Origin of the sequence: Limnohabitans radicicola (genome assembly GCF_014837235.1) — a bacterium.
GTDB lineage: Bacteria > Pseudomonadota > Gammaproteobacteria > Burkholderiales > Burkholderiaceae_C > Limnohabitans_A > Limnohabitans_A radicicola.
Window position 1 is genome coordinate 946,612 of record NZ_JACYFT010000001.1, and the last position, 15,254, is coordinate 961,865.

18 protein-coding genes are annotated in these 15,254 nt (G+C 62.8%); 3 read left to right on the forward strand and 15 right to left on the reverse strand.

Going from position 1 to position 15,254, the window contains the following annotated elements; genetic code table 11:
* Positions 1-15: 15 nt before the first annotated feature.
* From rplR to glpK, 9 genes are all read right to left on the reverse strand, one after another.
* On the reverse strand, positions 16-381 hold the full coding sequence (gene rplR, locus IC609_RS04635) for a 50S ribosomal protein L18 (RefSeq protein WP_191818261.1): 366 nt from the start codon (positions 379-381) through the stop codon (positions 16-18).
* Positions 382-392: 11 nt separating this feature from the next.
* A complete protein-coding gene (rplF, locus tag IC609_RS04640; protein ID WP_191818262.1) occupies positions 393-926 on the reverse strand; it encodes a 50S ribosomal protein L6 in 534 nt (177 codons plus the stop codon).
* A 16-nt stretch (positions 927-942) separates the two neighbouring features.
* Positions 943-1,338 (reverse strand): 30S ribosomal protein S8, encoded by a 396-nt coding sequence (gene rpsH / locus IC609_RS04645; protein ID WP_191818263.1) that lies wholly within the window; start codon positions 1,336-1,338, stop codon positions 943-945.
* Between the two features lie 19 nt (positions 1,339-1,357).
* Positions 1,358-1,663: a 30S ribosomal protein S14 gene (rpsN, locus tag IC609_RS04650; protein ID WP_191818264.1), complete on the reverse strand. Its 306-nt coding sequence runs from the start codon at positions 1,661-1,663 to the stop codon at positions 1,358-1,360.
* Positions 1,664-1,671: 8 nt separating this feature from the next.
* Complete coding sequence (gene rplE / locus IC609_RS04655; protein WP_191818265.1) at positions 1,672-2,211, reverse strand: 50S ribosomal protein L5; 540 nt, start codon at positions 2,209-2,211, stop codon at positions 1,672-1,674.
* Positions 2,212-2,213: 2 nt separating this feature from the next.
* Positions 2,214-2,534 carry a 50S ribosomal protein L24 gene (gene rplX, locus IC609_RS04660; RefSeq protein WP_191818266.1) on the reverse strand — a complete coding sequence of 107 codons (321 nt, stop codon included), beginning with the start codon at positions 2,532-2,534 and terminating at the stop codon, positions 2,214-2,216.
* Positions 2,535-2,545: 11 nt separating this feature from the next.
* Entirely contained in the window at positions 2,546-2,914 is a 369-nt protein-coding gene (rplN, locus tag IC609_RS04665; RefSeq protein WP_191818267.1) for a 50S ribosomal protein L14, read from the reverse strand.
* 209 nt (positions 2,915-3,123) lie between these two features.
* Positions 3,124-4,719 carry a glycerol-3-phosphate dehydrogenase/oxidase gene (locus IC609_RS04670; protein ID WP_191818268.1) on the reverse strand — a complete coding sequence of 532 codons (1,596 nt, stop codon included), beginning with the start codon at positions 4,717-4,719 and terminating at the stop codon, positions 3,124-3,126.
* Entirely contained in the window at positions 4,704-6,209 is a 1,506-nt protein-coding gene (glpK, locus tag IC609_RS04675; RefSeq protein WP_191818269.1) for a glycerol kinase GlpK, read from the reverse strand. Before glpK ends, IC609_RS04670 begins: the two co-directional genes overlap by 16 nt.
* Before the next feature lie 86 nt (positions 6,210-6,295).
* Between glpK and proC the strand changes: the two genes are divergently transcribed.
* Positions 6,296-7,120, forward strand: coding sequence for a pyrroline-5-carboxylate reductase (proC, locus tag IC609_RS04680; RefSeq protein WP_191818270.1), 825 nt, complete (start codon positions 6,296-6,298; stop codon positions 7,118-7,120).
* Here the strand turns inward: proC and ubiA are convergent, their stop codons facing one another.
* Genes ubiA through recG form a run of 3 tightly spaced genes read right to left on the reverse strand, consistent with a single transcriptional unit; the run spans position 7,121 to position 11,008 of the window.
* A complete protein-coding gene (gene ubiA / locus IC609_RS04685) occupies positions 7,121-7,975 on the reverse strand; it encodes a 4-hydroxybenzoate octaprenyltransferase (protein ID WP_191818271.1) in 855 nt (284 codons plus the stop codon).
* An 11-nt stretch (positions 7,976-7,986) separates the two neighbouring features.
* Positions 7,987-8,937: a LysR substrate-binding domain-containing protein gene (locus IC609_RS04690; protein ID WP_191818272.1), complete on the reverse strand. Its 951-nt coding sequence runs from the start codon at positions 8,935-8,937 to the stop codon at positions 7,987-7,989.
* 4 nt (positions 8,938-8,941) lie between these two features.
* Complete coding sequence (recG, locus tag IC609_RS04695) at positions 8,942-11,008, reverse strand: ATP-dependent DNA helicase RecG (protein ID WP_191818273.1); 2,067 nt, start codon at positions 11,006-11,008, stop codon at positions 8,942-8,944.
* A gap of 85 nt (positions 11,009-11,093) precedes the next feature.
* On the opposite strand from recG, the gene queA reads away from it, so the two are divergent.
* A complete protein-coding gene (queA, locus tag IC609_RS04700) occupies positions 11,094-12,170 on the forward strand; it encodes a tRNA preQ1(34) S-adenosylmethionine ribosyltransferase-isomerase QueA (RefSeq protein ID WP_191818274.1) in 1,077 nt (358 codons plus the stop codon).
* Here queA and IC609_RS04705 read toward each other — a convergent pair.
* From IC609_RS04705 to IC609_RS04715, 3 genes are read right to left on the reverse strand one after another with little or no spacing between them, the layout of a single operon-like run.
* On the reverse strand, positions 12,158-12,469 hold the full coding sequence (locus tag IC609_RS04705; RefSeq protein WP_191818275.1) for a non-heme iron oxygenase ferredoxin subunit: 312 nt from the start codon (positions 12,467-12,469) through the stop codon (positions 12,158-12,160). The genes queA and IC609_RS04705 overlap by 13 nt on opposite strands.
* Before the next feature lie 13 nt (positions 12,470-12,482).
* Positions 12,483-12,947, reverse strand: a complete 465-nt coding sequence (locus IC609_RS04710; RefSeq protein ID WP_408610995.1) for an aromatic-ring-hydroxylating dioxygenase subunit beta — start codon at positions 12,945-12,947, stop codon at positions 12,483-12,485.
* A gap of 11 nt (positions 12,948-12,958) precedes the next feature.
* Complete coding sequence (locus IC609_RS04715) at positions 12,959-14,224, reverse strand: aromatic ring-hydroxylating dioxygenase subunit alpha (protein WP_191818277.1); 1,266 nt, start codon at positions 14,222-14,224, stop codon at positions 12,959-12,961.
* A 104-nt stretch (positions 14,225-14,328) separates the two neighbouring features.
* Between IC609_RS04715 and IC609_RS04720 the strand changes: the two genes are divergently transcribed.
* The gene (locus IC609_RS04720; RefSeq protein ID WP_191818278.1) at positions 14,329-15,243 is read left to right on the forward strand and encodes a LysR family transcriptional regulator; all 915 of its coding nucleotides are present in this window, start codon (positions 14,329-14,331) and stop codon (positions 15,241-15,243) included.
* Positions 15,244-15,254 lie beyond the last annotated feature (11 nt).

The window sequence follows — 15,254 nt, forward strand, 5'->3', positions numbered from 1 at the left end:
GAAATTCCGATCCGATTAGAACTGCAGGCCAGCTTCACGGGCTGCGTCGGCCAGGGCCTTGACGCGGCCGTGGTAAGCGAAACCAGCACGGTCAAATGCGACTTTCTCAACACCAGCGGCTTTGGCTTTCTCGGCAATGCGCTTGCCGATCAGCTGAGCGGCAGCGGCGTTGCCGCCCTTGCCAGAAGCGCCCAGTTCTTTGCGCACATCGGCTTCTGCAGTGGAGGCGCTGGCCAACACTTTGGTACCGCAGCCAGAAATGACGCTGGCATAAATGTGCAAGTTGGTGCGGTTCACGCTCAAACGTGCCACGCCTTGCTGTGCAATGCGAATGCGGGTTTGACGTGCACGACGCAGACGCTGCTCTTTCTTGGTCAACATGATGCAGCTCCTTATTTCTTCTTGGTCTCTTTGATCGTGATCTTCTCATCCGCATAACGGATGCCCTTGCCCTTGTAAGGCTCGGGAGGACGAACAGCACGGATCTCAGCAGCAATTTGGCCAACACGTTGACGGTCAGCACCCTTGATCACGATTTCAGTCGGACCAGGCGTGGCCACCGTGATGCCAGCAGGCATGTCGATGTTGACAGGATGCGAATAACCAACAGCCAGGTTCAGCTTGGCGCCTGTGGCTTGGGCTTTGTAACCCACACCGATCAGGTTCAGCTTCTTCTCGAAACCCTTGGTCACACCAGTCACCATGTTGTTCACCAGCTGACGCAAGGTACCGCTCATGGCATTGGCTTCACGCGAATCGTTGGCAGGCACAAAGCTCAGCTTGCCGCCTTCGTTGTTGACCTTCACCAGTGCGTTGGCTGCGATGGCCAATTGGCCACCTGTGCCTTTGACACTGATTTGATCGTCTTTGATGGACACATCCACGCCAGCGGGGATGGTCACAGGCATTTTTCCTACTCGGGACATTTCGTCTCTCCTGCCATTAAGCGACGTAGCACAGCACTTCGCCGCCGACACCGGCTGCACGCGCTTTGCGGTCGGTCATCACGCCCTTGGGTGTGGTGACGATAGCGACGCCCAGGCCATTCTGAACCTGAGGAATGGCATCGCGGCCTTTGTACACGCGCAGGCCAGGACGGCTCACGCGCTCGATACGCTCGATGACCGGACGGCCAGCGTAGTACTTCAGGGCGATTTCCAGCTCGGACTTGCCGTCGTTGGATTTGATTTGGAAGCCATCAATGTAGCCTTCATCCTTCAGCACTTGGGCGATGGCCACCTTCACTTTGGAAGAGGGCACCGACACGCTGGCCTTGGCGACCATCTGTGCGTTGCGGATGCGGGTCAACAGATCGGCAATGGGATCACTCATGCTCATGTTGTATCTCTCCTGCCGATTACCAGCTGGCCTTGGTCACGCCCGGAATGTTGCCTTGGAAGGCAAGTTCACGGATCTTGGCGCGGCCCAGACCAAATTGACGGAATGTGCCACGTGGACGACCGGTGATTTCACAACGGTTGCGCTGGCGGGTGGGGTTGGCGTTGCGCGGGAGCTTTTGCAGACCCAGACGGGCTGCAGCACGCTCTTCGTCGCTGCGCTTAGCATCATTGGCAATGGCTTTCAGTTCCGCGTATTTTTTCGCGTACTTGGCTGCCAGTTTTTCACGCTTGAGCTCGCGCTCGATCAAAGCTACTTTAGCCACGTGACACCTCAGTTCTTGAAGGGGAAACGGAAAGCGGCGAGCAGTGCCTTGCACTCGTCGTCGGTCTTGGCCGTTGTGGTGATGCTGATGTTGAGACCACGCAAAGCGTCAACCTTGTCGTACTCAATCTCAGGGAAGATGATCTGCTCTTTGACGCCGATGTTGTAGTTACCACGGCCATCGAAAGCGCGACCAGAAATACCACGGAAGTCACGCACGCGAGGCAGAGCCACGGTCACGAAACGGTCCAGGAATTCGTACATTTGCACGCCACGCAGGGTCACCATGCAACCGATGGGCTGCTGCTCACGGATCTTGAAACCCGCGATGGCCTTCTTGGCCTTGGTCACCACAGGCTTTTGGCCCGCAATCTTGGTCAGGTCGCTCACAGCGTTGTCCATGACCTTCTTGTCAGCCACAGCTTCGCTCACACCCATGTTCAGGGTGATCTTGGTGATGCGCGGCACTTGCATGGGCGACTTGTAGCCAAACTTGGCCGTCAGCTCAGCTGCGATCTTGTCGCGATAGAGTTCTTGAAAACGTGCCATGTTTATGCCACCTTGATTTCTTCGCCGCTGGACTTGTACACGCGCACGCGCTTGCCGTCAGCCAGTTGCTTGATGCCCACGCGATCAGCCTTGCCTGTTGCAGCGTTGAAAATCGCCACATTGGATTGGTGAATCGGCATGGCCTTTTCGATGATGCCGCCGTTGGTGCCCTTCATAGGGTTTGGCTTGGCATGCTTTTTGACGATGTTGATACCGTCAACCACCACGTGCGAATCATCGGCACGCAACGACACTTTGCCGCGCTTGCCTTTGTCACGACCGGTGATCACGATGACTTCGTCGCCTTTTACGATCTTGTTCATGGCGCGTCCTCTTAGAGCACTTCAGGAGCCAAAGACACGATCTTCATGAACTTCTCGGTACGCAGTTCACGCGTGACCGGGCCGAAGATGCGGGTGCCGATAGGCTCCAACTTGGCATTCAGCAACACTGCTGCATTGCCATCGAATTTGATGAGGGAGCCATCGCCACGGCGGATGCCTTTGGCAGTGCGAACCACCACAGCACTGTAAACCTCGCCTTTTTTGACGCGGCCACGTGGAGCGGCTTCTTTGATGCTCACCTTGATGATGTCGCCGACACTGGCGTAGCGACGCTTGGACCCGCCGAGCACCTTAATGCACAGCACGGACTTGGCGCCGGTGTTGTCAGCAACATCCAACCGAGATTCTGTCTGGATCATTTCAATATTCCCAACTTGTATTCCCCAAGCAGCCAGAGGCAACCGAAGGAATCAGTCTTGGACCCGTCATTCACACCGCAAACCACTTGCAGCGCTTCAGATTGGGCAGATAACCACGCTTTTTGCAAAGCGAAGCCCTCTATTCTGGCAGAAAAAAAGGGGGAGAGCAATACCCTTGCAAGTTTTTTTGCCCAATTCAGGCAAAAAGTTCACGGGCAATGGGCGTATTGCCGGGCCAAAGCCTCGAAATCGGGCAAATGCGGGTCCATCCCCGTCTCTTGCAGCAGCACCTCAGCCACCCGGGGCGCCCACTGGCTGGCCAGACGAGCGTCCAGCATGAGGAGACGCGACCTCCGGGCCAAAACGTCTTCCACCGTTCTCGCGTATTCATGCCTTGCAGCAAAACGGACCATGGCCTCGCTCAGGCCGGGCAACCACTCTGCAGCTCTGCCGGACATGGCTTGAATATAAGCAGCATCCACGCCATAGCTGTGCCAGCCCGGGGGCGCAGCCATGCCCGGGTGCCGCTCTGACTGCGGCGACGCGCCCACCAGCGGCGACCACGGCGCGGGCTGCGCAGCCGCGGCCGGCAATAAGCCCGCAGCAGCGCCTGTCTTGAGCACATCAATGCCCATGGCCCGGAAAGTGGTCCACTTGCCGCCCGTCACTGTCAGCAAGCCCGACTCGGAAATGTCGATGCGGTGCTCCCGACTGACGCGGCTGGTGCCGCCGCCCTGTTGGGCGTTGTTCACCAATGGACGCAGCCCCGCCCAGACACTGCGCACATCGGCCCGCGTGGGCTGACGCACCAAGTAATGACCTGCCTCCTGGAGGATCAGGTCCACCTCTTCTTTCAGGGGCACCGGCTCCAGCAAGGCGTCGGCTCTTGGGGTGTCCGTCGTGCCCAGCAAGACCTTGCCCAGCCACGGCACAGCAAAAAGCACCCGGCCATCGCGGGTGGAGGGCACCAGCAGGGCCTGCTCGCCAGGCCAAAAGGAACGGTCCACCACCAGGTGGATGCCCTGACTGGCCTGCACCAGCGATGCCACACTTTGCCCACGGGTCTCGGCATCCATGCCACGCAAGCCGTCGACCCAGACGCCAGCGGCATTGACCACGCAACGGGCCTGCACCTCGAACGCGCACCCCGTTTCGGCGTCGCGGGCATGCAACCCCGCCACACGGCCACCCGCCTCGATCAGACCCGTCACTGGCATGTGGTTGATGGCCAGCGCCCCATGCAAAGCAGCCGTACGGGCCAGCGCCAGCGCCAGCCGGGCATCGTCAAACTGGCCATCCCAGTACTGCACACCACCGCGCAAACCTTCGGCCTTAACACCAGGCACCGCTTGCAAAGTGGCTTCGCGACTGAGAAACCGGGTTGGCCCCAGACTGGCACGTCCGGCCAACACATCGTAGAGCTTGAGGCCTGCGCCATAAAACGCCTGCTCCCCCCATCGGTAAGCGGGCATCACAAAAGACAAAGGGCGCGCGATGTGCGGCGCGGCATCGAGCACGGCACGGCGCTCGTGCAGCGCCTCGTACACCAGCGACAAATGCCCCTGGGCCAAATACCTCACACCCCCATGCAGCAATTTGGTCGAGCGCGACGAGGTGCCCTGCGCAAAGTCATGCGCCTCCAGCAGCAGCACGCTCAGGCCCAAGTTGGCCGCCTGCAAGGCCACACCCAGCCCCGAAGCCCCACCCCCCACCACGGCCAGGTCCCACACGCGAGGCTCGGCCAGGCGTGCCAGCAAATCCGCCCGCAGCGTGGGCAAGGGGTGCGTGCTCACGCCTGGGCCCATTGGCGGGAACGGTCCACCGCCTCGCGCCAGCGGGCCATGCCTGCCTCGCGTTGCACCCCGGACCATTGCGGCTCGAAGCGCCGGTCCTCGGCCCATTGCGCGGCAATTTCATCGGCACCGGACCAGAAGCCCGTGGCCAGCCCGGCCAAATAGGCCGCGCCCAGCGCCGTGGTCTCGGTCACGCGGCTGCGCACCACGGGCACGCCCAGCACATTGGCCTGGATCTGCATCAGCAGGTTGTTGCGGCTCGCACCGCCATCCACCCGCAACTCGGTGAGCGCCAGGCCACTGTCACGCGCCATGGCACCAAACACATCGGCCGACTGCCAGGCGATCGCTTCGAGTGCCGCTCGGGCCAGGTGTGCGCGGGTGGTGCCCCGCGTCATGCCGACCAGGGTGCCACGCGCTTGGCCGTCCCAGTCCGGCGTACCCAGACCCGCAAAGGCTGGCACCAGGTACACATCGCCCGTGTCCGGCACGCTGGCGGCCAGCACCTCTACTTCGTCGGCCGATTGGATGATCTGCAAGCCGTCGCGCAGCCACTGCACGGTGGCACCCGCCATGAACACCGAGCCTTCCAGCGCATAAGCCGTGCGCGGCTCAGGCGCACCGACAGGCCCTTGCCAGGCGACCGTGGTCAGCAGCTGGTTGCGGCTCGCCACCGGGGCGCTGCCCGTGTTCATCAGCATGAAGCAGCCCGTGCCATAGGTGTTCTTGGCCATGCCAGGGGTGAAGCAAGCCTGCCCAAACAAGGCCGCCTGCTGGTCACCCGCGCAACCGGCCACCGGGATGGACAGGCCCAAGATGTCGGCGTCGGTTTCACCCATCACGCCGCACGACGGCAGCACCTGCGGCAACACGCTGCGCGGGATGCGCAGCAGCGCCAGCAGGCTGTCGTCCCAGTCCTGGGTGTGCACATTGAACAGCAAGGTGCGCGACGCGTTGCTCGGGTCGGTTGCGTGCATGCGTCCGCCGGTCAGCTTCCAGAGGAGCCAGCTGTCGATGGTGCCAAAAGCCAGTTCACCGCGTTCGGCACGCGCGCGGACACCGGGCACGTGGTCCAGCAACCATTCGAGCTTGGTGCCTGAAAAATACGCGTCCAGCACCAGTCCGGTTTTTCGGGCCAGGGTGCGGTGCGCACCCTGGGCGCGCAAGGCATCGCAGCGGGCCGCCGTTCGCCGGTCCTGCCAGACGATGGCGGGCGCGACGGGTTCGCCCGTGCGGCGATCCCACAGCACCGTGGTCTCTCGCTGGTTGGTCAGCCCAATCGATCGCACCTGCCGAGCCGAAATGCCTGCACACTGCAACACCTCGCGCAAGACCGCCAGCTGCGTGCGCCAGATCTCGGTGGCATCGTGCTCCACCCACCCGGGCTGTGGAAAATGCTGTTGGAACTCACGCTGGGCAATGGCCACGGGCTGGCCTGCGCGGTCAAACACCACCGCCCGCGAACTGGTGGTGCCCTGGTCAATGGCAAGGATGTAGTCCATGCGAGCAAGACTACCTGAAAGTCATGACCACAAACAGCGACAATTCCCGGATTGACCTCCGTGTACGACACCCCAGGGACACCTTCATGAGCCACAACCCAACCCACATCGCATTCATCGGCGGCGGCAACATGGCCAGCGCCATCATCGGCGGCCTGATCCGCCAGGGCATGACAACCGCGCAAATCACCGTGGTCGAGCCCTTTGCCGAGACCGCCGCCAAGCTGCACAAAGACTTTGGCATTACCGCCCTGCCCGCCGCTGGCCCGGCCTTGGCGCAGGCCAGCCTGGTGGTGTGGGCCGTCAAGCCGCAGGTGTTCAGCGAGGCCGCCACCCCGGTCAAGGCCCACACGCTGCAGGCGCTGCACCTGTCGGTGGCCGCAGGCATCCGCACCGACAGCATCGGCAGCTGGCTGGGCACCGAGCGCGTGGTGCGCTCCATGCCCAACACCCCGGCGCTGGTGGGCCAGGGCATGACCGCGCTCTACCCCTGCCCGGCCGTCACGGCCGACGACAAGGCCCTGGTCGAAAAAGTCATTGGCACCACAGGCCAGTTCCTGTGGGTGAACCAGGAGTCGCATCTGGACGCCGTCACCGCCTTGTCGGGCTCTGGCCCCGCTTATGTGTTTTTCTTCCTCGAAGCCATGACCGAAGCAGGCGTGGGCATGGGCCTGACTGCCGAGCAGGCTTACCAGCTGGCCGTGGCCACCTTTGCTGGCGCTTCGTCGCTGGCGGCGGCATCGAGCGAGTCGGCCGAAGTCCTGCGCCAGCGCGTCACCTCCAAAGGTGGCACCACCTATGCGGCCATCACCGCCATGGAGGCCGCAGGCGTCAAGCCCGCTTTTGTGAAAGCCATGCAGGCGGCCGAACAACGCGCCCGCGAGCTGGGCGACGAGTTCGGCAAGGCCTGATCAGAAGCCGTAACCCAGCACCACGCCCGCGAACACGCTGAACCCCAGCCAGTGGTTCAGACGGAAGGCTTTGAAGCAGCCTTCGCGCGTGCGCCGGCGGATCAGGCCGAAGTGCCAGACTACCTGGGCAATCGCCACCGCCCAGCCCAAGGCAAACAGCGGGCTCTGGCGCGGCACGGGCAAAAGGGCGGCCCAGATCGCCAGGTACGCTCCATAAAACCCCATGATGGCGGGCACATCCTTGTCGCCCAAAGTGATGGCCGAGGTCTTCATGCCGATCTTCAGGTCATCGTCGCGGTCCACCATGGCGTATTCGGTGTCGTAGGCCAGCACCCAAAACAGGTTACCCAGCAGCAAGCCCCAGGCCAGCAGCGGCACATCGCCCTGCACTGCCGCAAAAGCCATCGGAATGCCGAAGCTGAAAGCCACACCCAGCACCGCCTGCGGCATGGACACGTGGCGCTTGGCATAGGGGTACAGCAGCGTCACTGCCAGCGCCGCGAACGACCACGCGATGGTGGCGGCGTTGGTGGTCAGCACCAACCCAAAAGCGCACAGGGCCAGCACCGCGCCCACCAGCAAAGCCTCGCGGGTGCCGATACGCCCGCTCGTGACCGGGCGATTGGCCGTGCGCTTGACGTGTTTGTCAAAGTCGCGGTCGGCCACATCATTGATGCAGCAACCTGCGCTGCGCATGAGGATGGTGCCCAGCGTGAACACCACCATCAGGTGCCATCCCGGAAAGCCCCCGGCCGCCACCCACAAAGCGGCCAGCGAGGGCCACAGCAGCAGCAGCCAGCCCGCCGGGCGGTTCCAGCGGATCAGGTCGAGGTACAGCTTGAGTTTGCCCAACATCGGTCAACCGTTCAGGAAAGTCGTGTCACACCTGGCAGAGGGCAGGCGTAGATGGCGTTGCGCATGGCCGCGATGGCTTCGTAGCGGGTGAAGCTGCGCCGCCATGCCAGCACCACGCGGCGCGTGGGGGGCGGACCGCCTTGCGGGTCCACCACGGGCAGGTAGCGCACAGGCGCGTCTTGCCAGCCGGACTTGTCAGACGGCTCGGGCACCGACAGGCGGGGCACCAGCGTCACCCCCATGCCTGCGGCCACCATGTGCTTGATGGTTTCAAGCGACGAGCCCTCAAAAGTCTTGCGGATGCCCTCGGTCTGGCTCGCGTAGCGGGCGAACTCGGGGCACACCTCCAGCACATGGTCCCGAAAGCAATGCCCATTGCCCAGCAAGAGCATGGTCTCGTTCTTGAGCTGGTCGGTGGTGATGGACGCCTGGGACGCCAGCGCATGCTGCGCAGGCAGGGCCGCCATGAACGGCTCGTCGTACAGCGGTGCGATCGCCAAACCCGACTCAGGGAACGGCTCGGCCAGAATGGCGCAGTCGATCTCGCCCGTGCGCAGCATCTCCAGCAGGCGCACGGTGAAATTCTCTTGCAGCATCAGCGGCATTTGCGGGATGTCCGAGATGATCTGGCGCACCAGGTCCGGCAGCAGGTAGGGTCCGATGGTGTAGATCACGCCCAGCCGCATCATGCCTGCCAACGGGTCCTTGCCGCGCTTGGCGATCTCCCGGATCTCGGCCGCCTGCTCCAGCACGCTTTGCGCCTGCCGAACGATCTCTTGCCCGAGCGGCGTCACGGTCACCTCGCCCGCCGTGCGCTCGAACAACTTGACCTCCAGCTCCTCTTCGAGCTTCTTGATCGCCAGCGACAGCGTGGGCTGCGACACATGGCAAGCATCGGCGGCTTTGCCAAAGTGCTTTTCGCGGGCAACGGCCACGATGTATTTCAACTCGGTCAGGGTCATTCGCTCACGCTTTCAGATATTCCGATTTTCCACCCAACCAGCGGCTGACGTGGCGCTCGGCCAGTGGCGGGTAGCGGTCCAGCATGACCGGGGCCAACTCGCGGGCCCAATCCAACAAGGGCGTGTCGGTGGCCAGATCGGCAAAACGCAGCAAAGGTGCGCCCGACTGGCGGGCGCCGAGGAACTCGCCCGGGCCACGGATTTCGAGGTCGCGCCGGGCGATCTCGAAGCCGTCGGTGGTCTCCACCATGGCGCGCAGGCGCTCACGCGCCGTCTCGCCCAGGCGACCGCTGTCGCCCGTGCCGTACAGCAGCACACAGGCCGACGCGGCCGCGCCCCGCCCCACCCGACCACGCAACTGGTGCAACTGGCTCAGGCCAAAGCGCTCGGCGTGCTCGATCACCATCAGCGAGGCATTGGGCACATCCACACCCACCTCGATCACGGTGGTGCTGACCAGCACGCCCATTTGCCCACTGGTAAACAAATCCATCACCGCCTTCTTTTCGGCCACGGGCATGCGCGAATGCAGCAGGCCCACCATCACGCCCGGCAAGGCCTCGCTCAGGTCGGCATGGGTTTGCGTGGCGTTGGTCAAGTCCAGCGCTTCGCTTTCTTCAATCAGCGGACACACCCAGTACACCTGCCGCCCCTGGGCCAGTTGCGCACCAATGCGCTGCACCACCTCGTCGCGGCGACTGTCTGAAATCACCCGCGTCACGATGGGTGTGCGCCCGGGCGGCAACTCGTCAATCACCGACACATCCAAGTCGGCGTAGTAGCTCATGGCCAGTGTGCGCGGGATGGGCGTCGCGCTCATCATCAGCATGTGCGGCTCCATACCGCCTTCTTGCATCTTGCCGCGCAAAGCCAGGCGCTGGGCCACGCCAAAGCGGTGCTGCTCGTCGATCACGGCCAACGCCAGGTTCTTGAACTTCACATGCTCCTGAATGACCGCGTGCGTGCCCACCACCAGCGCGGCTTCGCCCGACGCGACCATCCCCAGCATGGCCGTGCGCTCTTTCTTTTTCTGGCTGCCAATCAACCAAGCCACCTTGACGCCCAAAGGCTCCAGCCAGCCCACCAGCTTGGCAAAGTGCTGAGTAGCCAAAATCTCGGTCGGCGCCATCAGGGCGCACTGCCAGCCCGCGTCGATGGCCACCATGGCGGCCAGCGCCGCCACCACCGTCTTGCCTGCGCCCACATCGCCTTGCAGCAAGCGGTGCATGGGCACGGCACGCGCCAAGTCAGCTGCAATCTCTTGTCCCACGCGCTGCTGGGCCCCTGTGAGGCCAAAGGGCAGCGCCGCCAGCAGACTGGCGTGCAAACCGCCCGGCTTTTGGCGCAACTGTGGCGCGCGCAAACGGTCGCGCTCGCGCTTGGCCGTCAGCTGCGACAGCTGCTGCGCCAGCAACTCCTCGCACTTCAGGCGAATCCAGGCCGGGTGGCTGCGGTCTTCGAGCGCGGCCATCGACACATCGGGCGTGGGGTGGTGCAAAAACTGCAGCGCATCGCGCAGCGACCAGGGCCCGCGACGGTCTGGCCAAGGCGCTTGCGGTGGCAAGGTCTCGCTCAGGTCCGCATGGTTCAGCCCGGTGATGACAGCACGGCGCAAATACGGCTGCGGCAAACCCGCCACCGTGGGGTACACAGGTGTCAGCGCCGTGGACAAGGCACCGCCCGCCGCCTTGAAATGCGGGTGCATCATGGTCAGACCCATGAAGCCGCCACGCACCTCGCCCCGTGCGCGAATGCGGTTGCCCACCGCCAGCGCCTTCTGGTGCGAGGGGTAAAAACTGAAAAACCGCATCACGCAGGTGTCTGAACCGTCGTCCACCGTCACCAGCAACTGGCGACGCGGGCGCATCGTGATCTCGCAAGCGGTGACCGTGGCCTCGATCTGTACCGTGTCGCCCTCGCGGGCATCGGCCAGTTTCACGATCCAGGTCTCGTCTTCATAGCGCAGCGGCAAATGCAGCGCCAGATCGATGTCGCGCACCAACCCCAGCTTGCGCAGCGCTTTTTGCGGGGCGGTCAGGGTTTTGGCGGGGGACGAGGGACTCTCGGACATGCCTCACATTGTGCCGTGGCTTTGCGGACGCTTGAGGCACAATGCGCACCTTGTTCATTCGCACGGGCCTGTCCAGCCCTGAACCATGTCTGCATCTGCCTCCCGCTCTTTCACGCTCAGCGATTTCGACTTTGAGCTGCCCCCCGAACTGATTGCCCAGCACCCGGCTGCCGAACGCAGCGGCTCGCGTTTGCTGGATGGGTCTTCGCCTGCGGTGGTCGACCGCATCTTCCGCGAACTGCCCAATTTGCTCAACCCTGGCGACCTGCTGGTCTTCAACGACACCAAGGTGATCAAGGCACGCATCTTTGGCGAGAAGGCCACGGGCGGAAAACTGGAGTTGCTGATCGAGCGCGTGCTGCCCGGCCACCAGGTGGTCGCGCACATGAAGGTCAGCAAGAAGCCCCTGGTGGGCGGGAAGATGTTCATGATGGGCGGCGCGCAGAACGGGGGGTTTGATGCCACCCTGCTGGGCCGCTGGCCCGATGAAAACGGCCAGCTGTTTCACCTGCAGCTGAGCGACGAGCCGCATGCGCTGATGGAAAAGCACGGCCATGTGCCTTTGCCGCCATACATTGAGCACACCGACACCGCAGAAGACGCCCAGCGCTACCAGACCGTGTTTGCGCGTGCGCCCGGTGCGGTGGCTGCGCCCACAGCCGCGCTCCATTTTGATGAAGCCCTGCTGGCCGCGCTGGATACCCGGGGCGTGCAGCGCGCCAGCGTGACACTGCATGTGGGTGCGGGCACGTTCCAGCCCGTCAAAACCGAAAACATTGCCGAGCACACCATGCACAGCGAGTGGTACGAGGTGCCCCAAGCCACACAGCAGGCCATTGCCGCGTGCAAGGCCCGTGGCGGCCAAGTGGTGGCGGTGGGTACGACCACGGTGCGCACATTGGAGTCGTGGGCCCAATTCAATCAGGCCAGCGGCGACACGCAGATTTTCATCACGCCGGGGTTTGCGTTCAAAGTGGTGGACCGCCTGATCACCAACTTCCATCTGCCCAAGAGCACGCTGATGATGCTGGTCAGCGCCTTTGCGGGCTACGATCACATCATGGGGCTGTACCGCCATGCGATCGCGCAGAAGTACCGCTTCTTCAGCTATGGCGATGCGATGCTGCTGACGCGCACCGCACCTGCAGCTCAGTCCAACTGAAGCAACACCCGCCCGCCTTCGATCTTGACCGGCCAGGTCTTGGCAGGCTCCGTGGCCGGGCCGCAGGCCACTGAACCGTCGCGCAAGCTGAACTGCGCTTGGTGAAAAGGACACTCCACATGGTGGCCTTCGACAAAGCCGTCGCACAGCTTGGCGTTACCGTGGCTGCACAGGTTGTTGATGGCGAAGACTTCGCCTTCCACGCTGAAGAGGGCAATGTCTTGGCCCTCGGGGGCGACGGCAATGCCTGCGCCTTCAAACAAATCGGCCTCGGCGGCCACATCAATCCAGTTGCTCATAGGGGGCTCTTGATCAGATCGGGTAGATGATGGAGTTGGGGATCATTTCGCTGTCGTACACGCACAGGCGCTCGGCGAATTTGAAGCCCTCGGGCGTTTGCACAATGGTGTCGATGTAGCGGCCCACATTGAATACCGTGCTTTCTTTGTCGTATTTGGTACGGAAAACGGCGTAGTTGGCTTCTGCGTGGATGCGGCCGTCTTGAACGCGTCGCACGATGGGCGCACCCACCACATGCCGCTGGTAATACGGGTCGTGGTACAGCGTCTCCTGGATGCCGTACACGCGGTCTTTGAGCATGCCTTTGCTGGTGAACGACAAGGTACACAGCGGGAAGCCGCGCTCAAAGTTTTCACGCGGCTGCAGTTTGTACACGCACTGCTCGGTGAAGAACTCGGGCCACAGGTCCCACTGACCGCTGTCCACAGCACTGGCGTAATCGGCATAGAGCTGCTGGATGCCGAACCAGGTTTGCATATCGACCATCATCAAGCCTCCATCACTTTGCGCCAGTATTCGTACATGCCCCGGATGAGCGTTTCGGTCACCATGTGGTCGGTCTCGCCCACATCGCGCCCGCCCAACTCCACCAGCATGCGGTGCTCGGGCTTGGTCTCAAAGGCCTGTTGCGAGAACTCGATCACCTCGCCATCGTCCGCGCTCACAAAACCAGCCGGGCCAAACAGGTTGGCCTGCCGCAGGCGGCGCTCGTGCATCTCATGCGTGTCGTCTTCAAAGCCGAAGTGCGTCCAGACAAAGTCAAACGCGCCATGCCCATCGGGCTGGATGTGCCGCGTGGACACGCTGTTGACCTGCTGCTGAAAAATCACGCTCGGGAACAGCGTCATCATCACTGCCGTGGGCATCTTGTCGTCCATCTGCCACCACGCCTCGGGCACGATGTCCAGAAAGCTCGGGTCGTTGAGCTGCATGCTCTCTTTGAAACTGCTCACCTGCGTGACCTGCGACGCCTGCCCCGTGGCCTGGCCCGCGCTGCCGCGTGTCGAGATCATGGCCGCGTGGCGGTGGTGCGCATCCATGCGCAGCTCGCTCTTGTTGTCGGCACGCCAAAGGCCAAAGGTCACAAACCACGTGTGCAGCAAGCCGGGGTGGTAGGGGTCTTTGATGTTCTCTTGCATCAGCTTCCAGTTGCCCGGAATGCACTGGCGGTTGTAGCCCAGCACCACCAGCTTGCGGCCGTTGAAAAGGCGGTCAAAGTAACGCAAGATGGTCGGGCCCATGAAGTCTTCGAGCGATTCGACGCTGTGGTCGAACGACGCGAACACCACCCCGCCTCGGGTGGCCACCTTCAGGGCTGTGAGGCCGTGGTCCTTGGGGTCAAAGTCGGCGGGCATGCCGCCGTTGACCTTACCGTCTTGGCGCACGCCGCGCCGAAACGGCACGCCCTGCAAGTCGCCCTTGAGCGTGTAGCTCCACTGGTGGTAAGGGCAGACAAACTCTTTTTTGTTGCCGTGGCGCTCGCGGCAAAACTGCATGCCCCGGTGGGCGCAGACGTTCTCGACCACATGGATCTGCCCGTCGGTGGCACGCGTCATGATGACCGAGCGCTCGCCCACCACCGTGCGCTTGAAGTCGCCCGGGTTCGGGATCTCGGCCTCCAGGCCCACATAACTCCAATGGCTTTTGTAAAAGAAGCGCTCCAGCTCCTTTTTGTGCCGGTCTTCATCGGTGTAGACAGCAAACGGGACACGGCTGGTGCCTTCGGTTTCCCAGTGGATGGGTTGTTCGCGCATGGCGTCTCCTCAAATTTCTTGATAAGCATCATGCGCAAAGCAATGAATTCCGTAAATCGAAATTCAAAGATAATCATTATCCAATTTTCGAATATCACTACAGCATGGAACTCGCCCGCCTCGACCTGAACCTGCTGCTGGTGTTTCACCATCTGCTGCGCGAAAAGCGCGTGTCGGCGGTGGCCACCGTGCTGGGCATGAGCCAGCCCGCCGTCAGCAGCGCACTGGGCCGCCTGCGCAGCAGCCTGGGCGACGAATTGTTTTTGCGCACCCAGCGCGGCATGGCGCCCACACCCTACGCCCTGCAACTGGCCGAGCCCGTGGCCGCCGCGCTCGACGGCCTGCAGCAAGCACTCAATGTGCGCGCCTCGTTTGCCCCCACCACCAGCGAGCGGCGCTTTACCCTGGCCATGACCGATGTGGGCGAGATGTATTTTTTGCCCGTGCTCATGGGCGCGCTGGCCCAATCTGCTCCAGGCGTCACGCTCAATGTTGTGGCCGTGACCAGCGTCAGCCTCAAAGACGACATGGCCTCTGGCCGCACCGACTTGGCACTGGGCCTGCTGCCGCAACTGCAGGCGGGCTTTTTTCAGCAAGCGCTGTTTCGCCAGCCTTATGTCTGTCTGATGCGCGAAGGCCACCCGCTGGCAACAGCCGCCGCACTGTCACTCAACGACTTTGCCGCCGCCAGCCATGTGCGCGTCATAGCAGCAGGCACCGGGCACGGGCAAGTGGATGAAGCGCTGGAGCGCCAAGGCCTGCAGCGGCGCATCCGCCTCACGGTCCCGCACTACGTGGCTTTGGGCGATGTACTGGGCCACTCGGACCTGATCGCCACCGTGCCTGAGCGTTTCGCGCAGCGCGTGACAGCGCCCTTTGCCCTGACCACCCGACCACTGCCGCTGACCATGGACGGCAGCGCCATCCACCAGTTCTGGCACGCCCGGCTGCACAAAGACCCGGGGCACCAATGGCTGCGCGAGTTGGTCGCTCAATGCTTTGGGGACAGCACAGACTAGCCCTCCTACAA

Coding starts and splice junctions, on each gene's coding strand:
- proC (WP_191818270.1), top strand. CDS start 6,296: ATGAGCCACAACCCAACCCACATCGCATTCATCGGCGGCGGCAACATG.
- rplX (WP_191818266.1), bottom strand. CDS start 2,534: ATGAACAAGATCGTAAAAGGCGACGAAGTCATCGTGATCACCGGTCGT.
- ubiA (WP_191818271.1), bottom strand. CDS start 7,975: ATGTTGGGCAAACTCAAGCTGTACCTCGACCTGATCCGCTGGAACCGC.
- IC609_RS04705 (WP_191818275.1), bottom strand. CDS start 12,469: ATGAGCAACTGGATTGATGTGGCCGCCGAGGCCGATTTGTTTGAAGGC.
- rpsH (WP_191818263.1), bottom strand. CDS start 1,338: ATGAGCATGAGTGATCCCATTGCCGATCTGTTGACCCGCATCCGCAAC.
- rplN (WP_191818267.1), bottom strand. CDS start 2,914: ATGATCCAGACAGAATCTCGGTTGGATGTTGCTGACAACACCGGCGCC.
- IC609_RS04710 (WP_408610995.1), bottom strand. CDS start 12,947: ATGCAAACCTGGTTCGGCATCCAGCAGCTCTATGCCGATTACGCCAGT.
- queA (WP_191818274.1), top strand. CDS start 11,094: ATGTCTGCATCTGCCTCCCGCTCTTTCACGCTCAGCGATTTCGACTTT.
- rplR (WP_191818261.1), bottom strand. CDS start 381: ATGTTGACCAAGAAAGAGCAGCGTCTGCGTCGTGCACGTCAAACCCGC.
- rplF (WP_191818262.1), bottom strand. CDS start 926: ATGTCCCGAGTAGGAAAAATGCCTGTGACCATCCCCGCTGGCGTGGAT.
- rplE (WP_191818265.1), bottom strand. CDS start 2,211: ATGGCACGTTTTCAAGAACTCTATCGCGACAAGATCGCAGCTGAGCTG.
- recG (WP_191818273.1), bottom strand. CDS start 11,008: ATGTCCGAGAGTCCCTCGTCCCCCGCCAAAACCCTGACCGCCCCGCAA.
- IC609_RS04670 (WP_191818268.1), bottom strand. CDS start 4,719: ATGGGCCCAGGCGTGAGCACGCACCCCTTGCCCACGCTGCGGGCGGAT.
- IC609_RS04720 (WP_191818278.1), top strand. CDS start 14,329: ATGGAACTCGCCCGCCTCGACCTGAACCTGCTGCTGGTGTTTCACCAT.
- IC609_RS04715 (WP_191818277.1), bottom strand. CDS start 14,224: ATGCGCGAACAACCCATCCACTGGGAAACCGAAGGCACCAGCCGTGTC.
- glpK (WP_191818269.1), bottom strand. CDS start 6,209: ATGGACTACATCCTTGCCATTGACCAGGGCACCACCAGTTCGCGGGCG.
- IC609_RS04690 (WP_191818272.1), bottom strand. CDS start 8,937: ATGACCCTGACCGAGTTGAAATACATCGTGGCCGTTGCCCGCGAAAAG.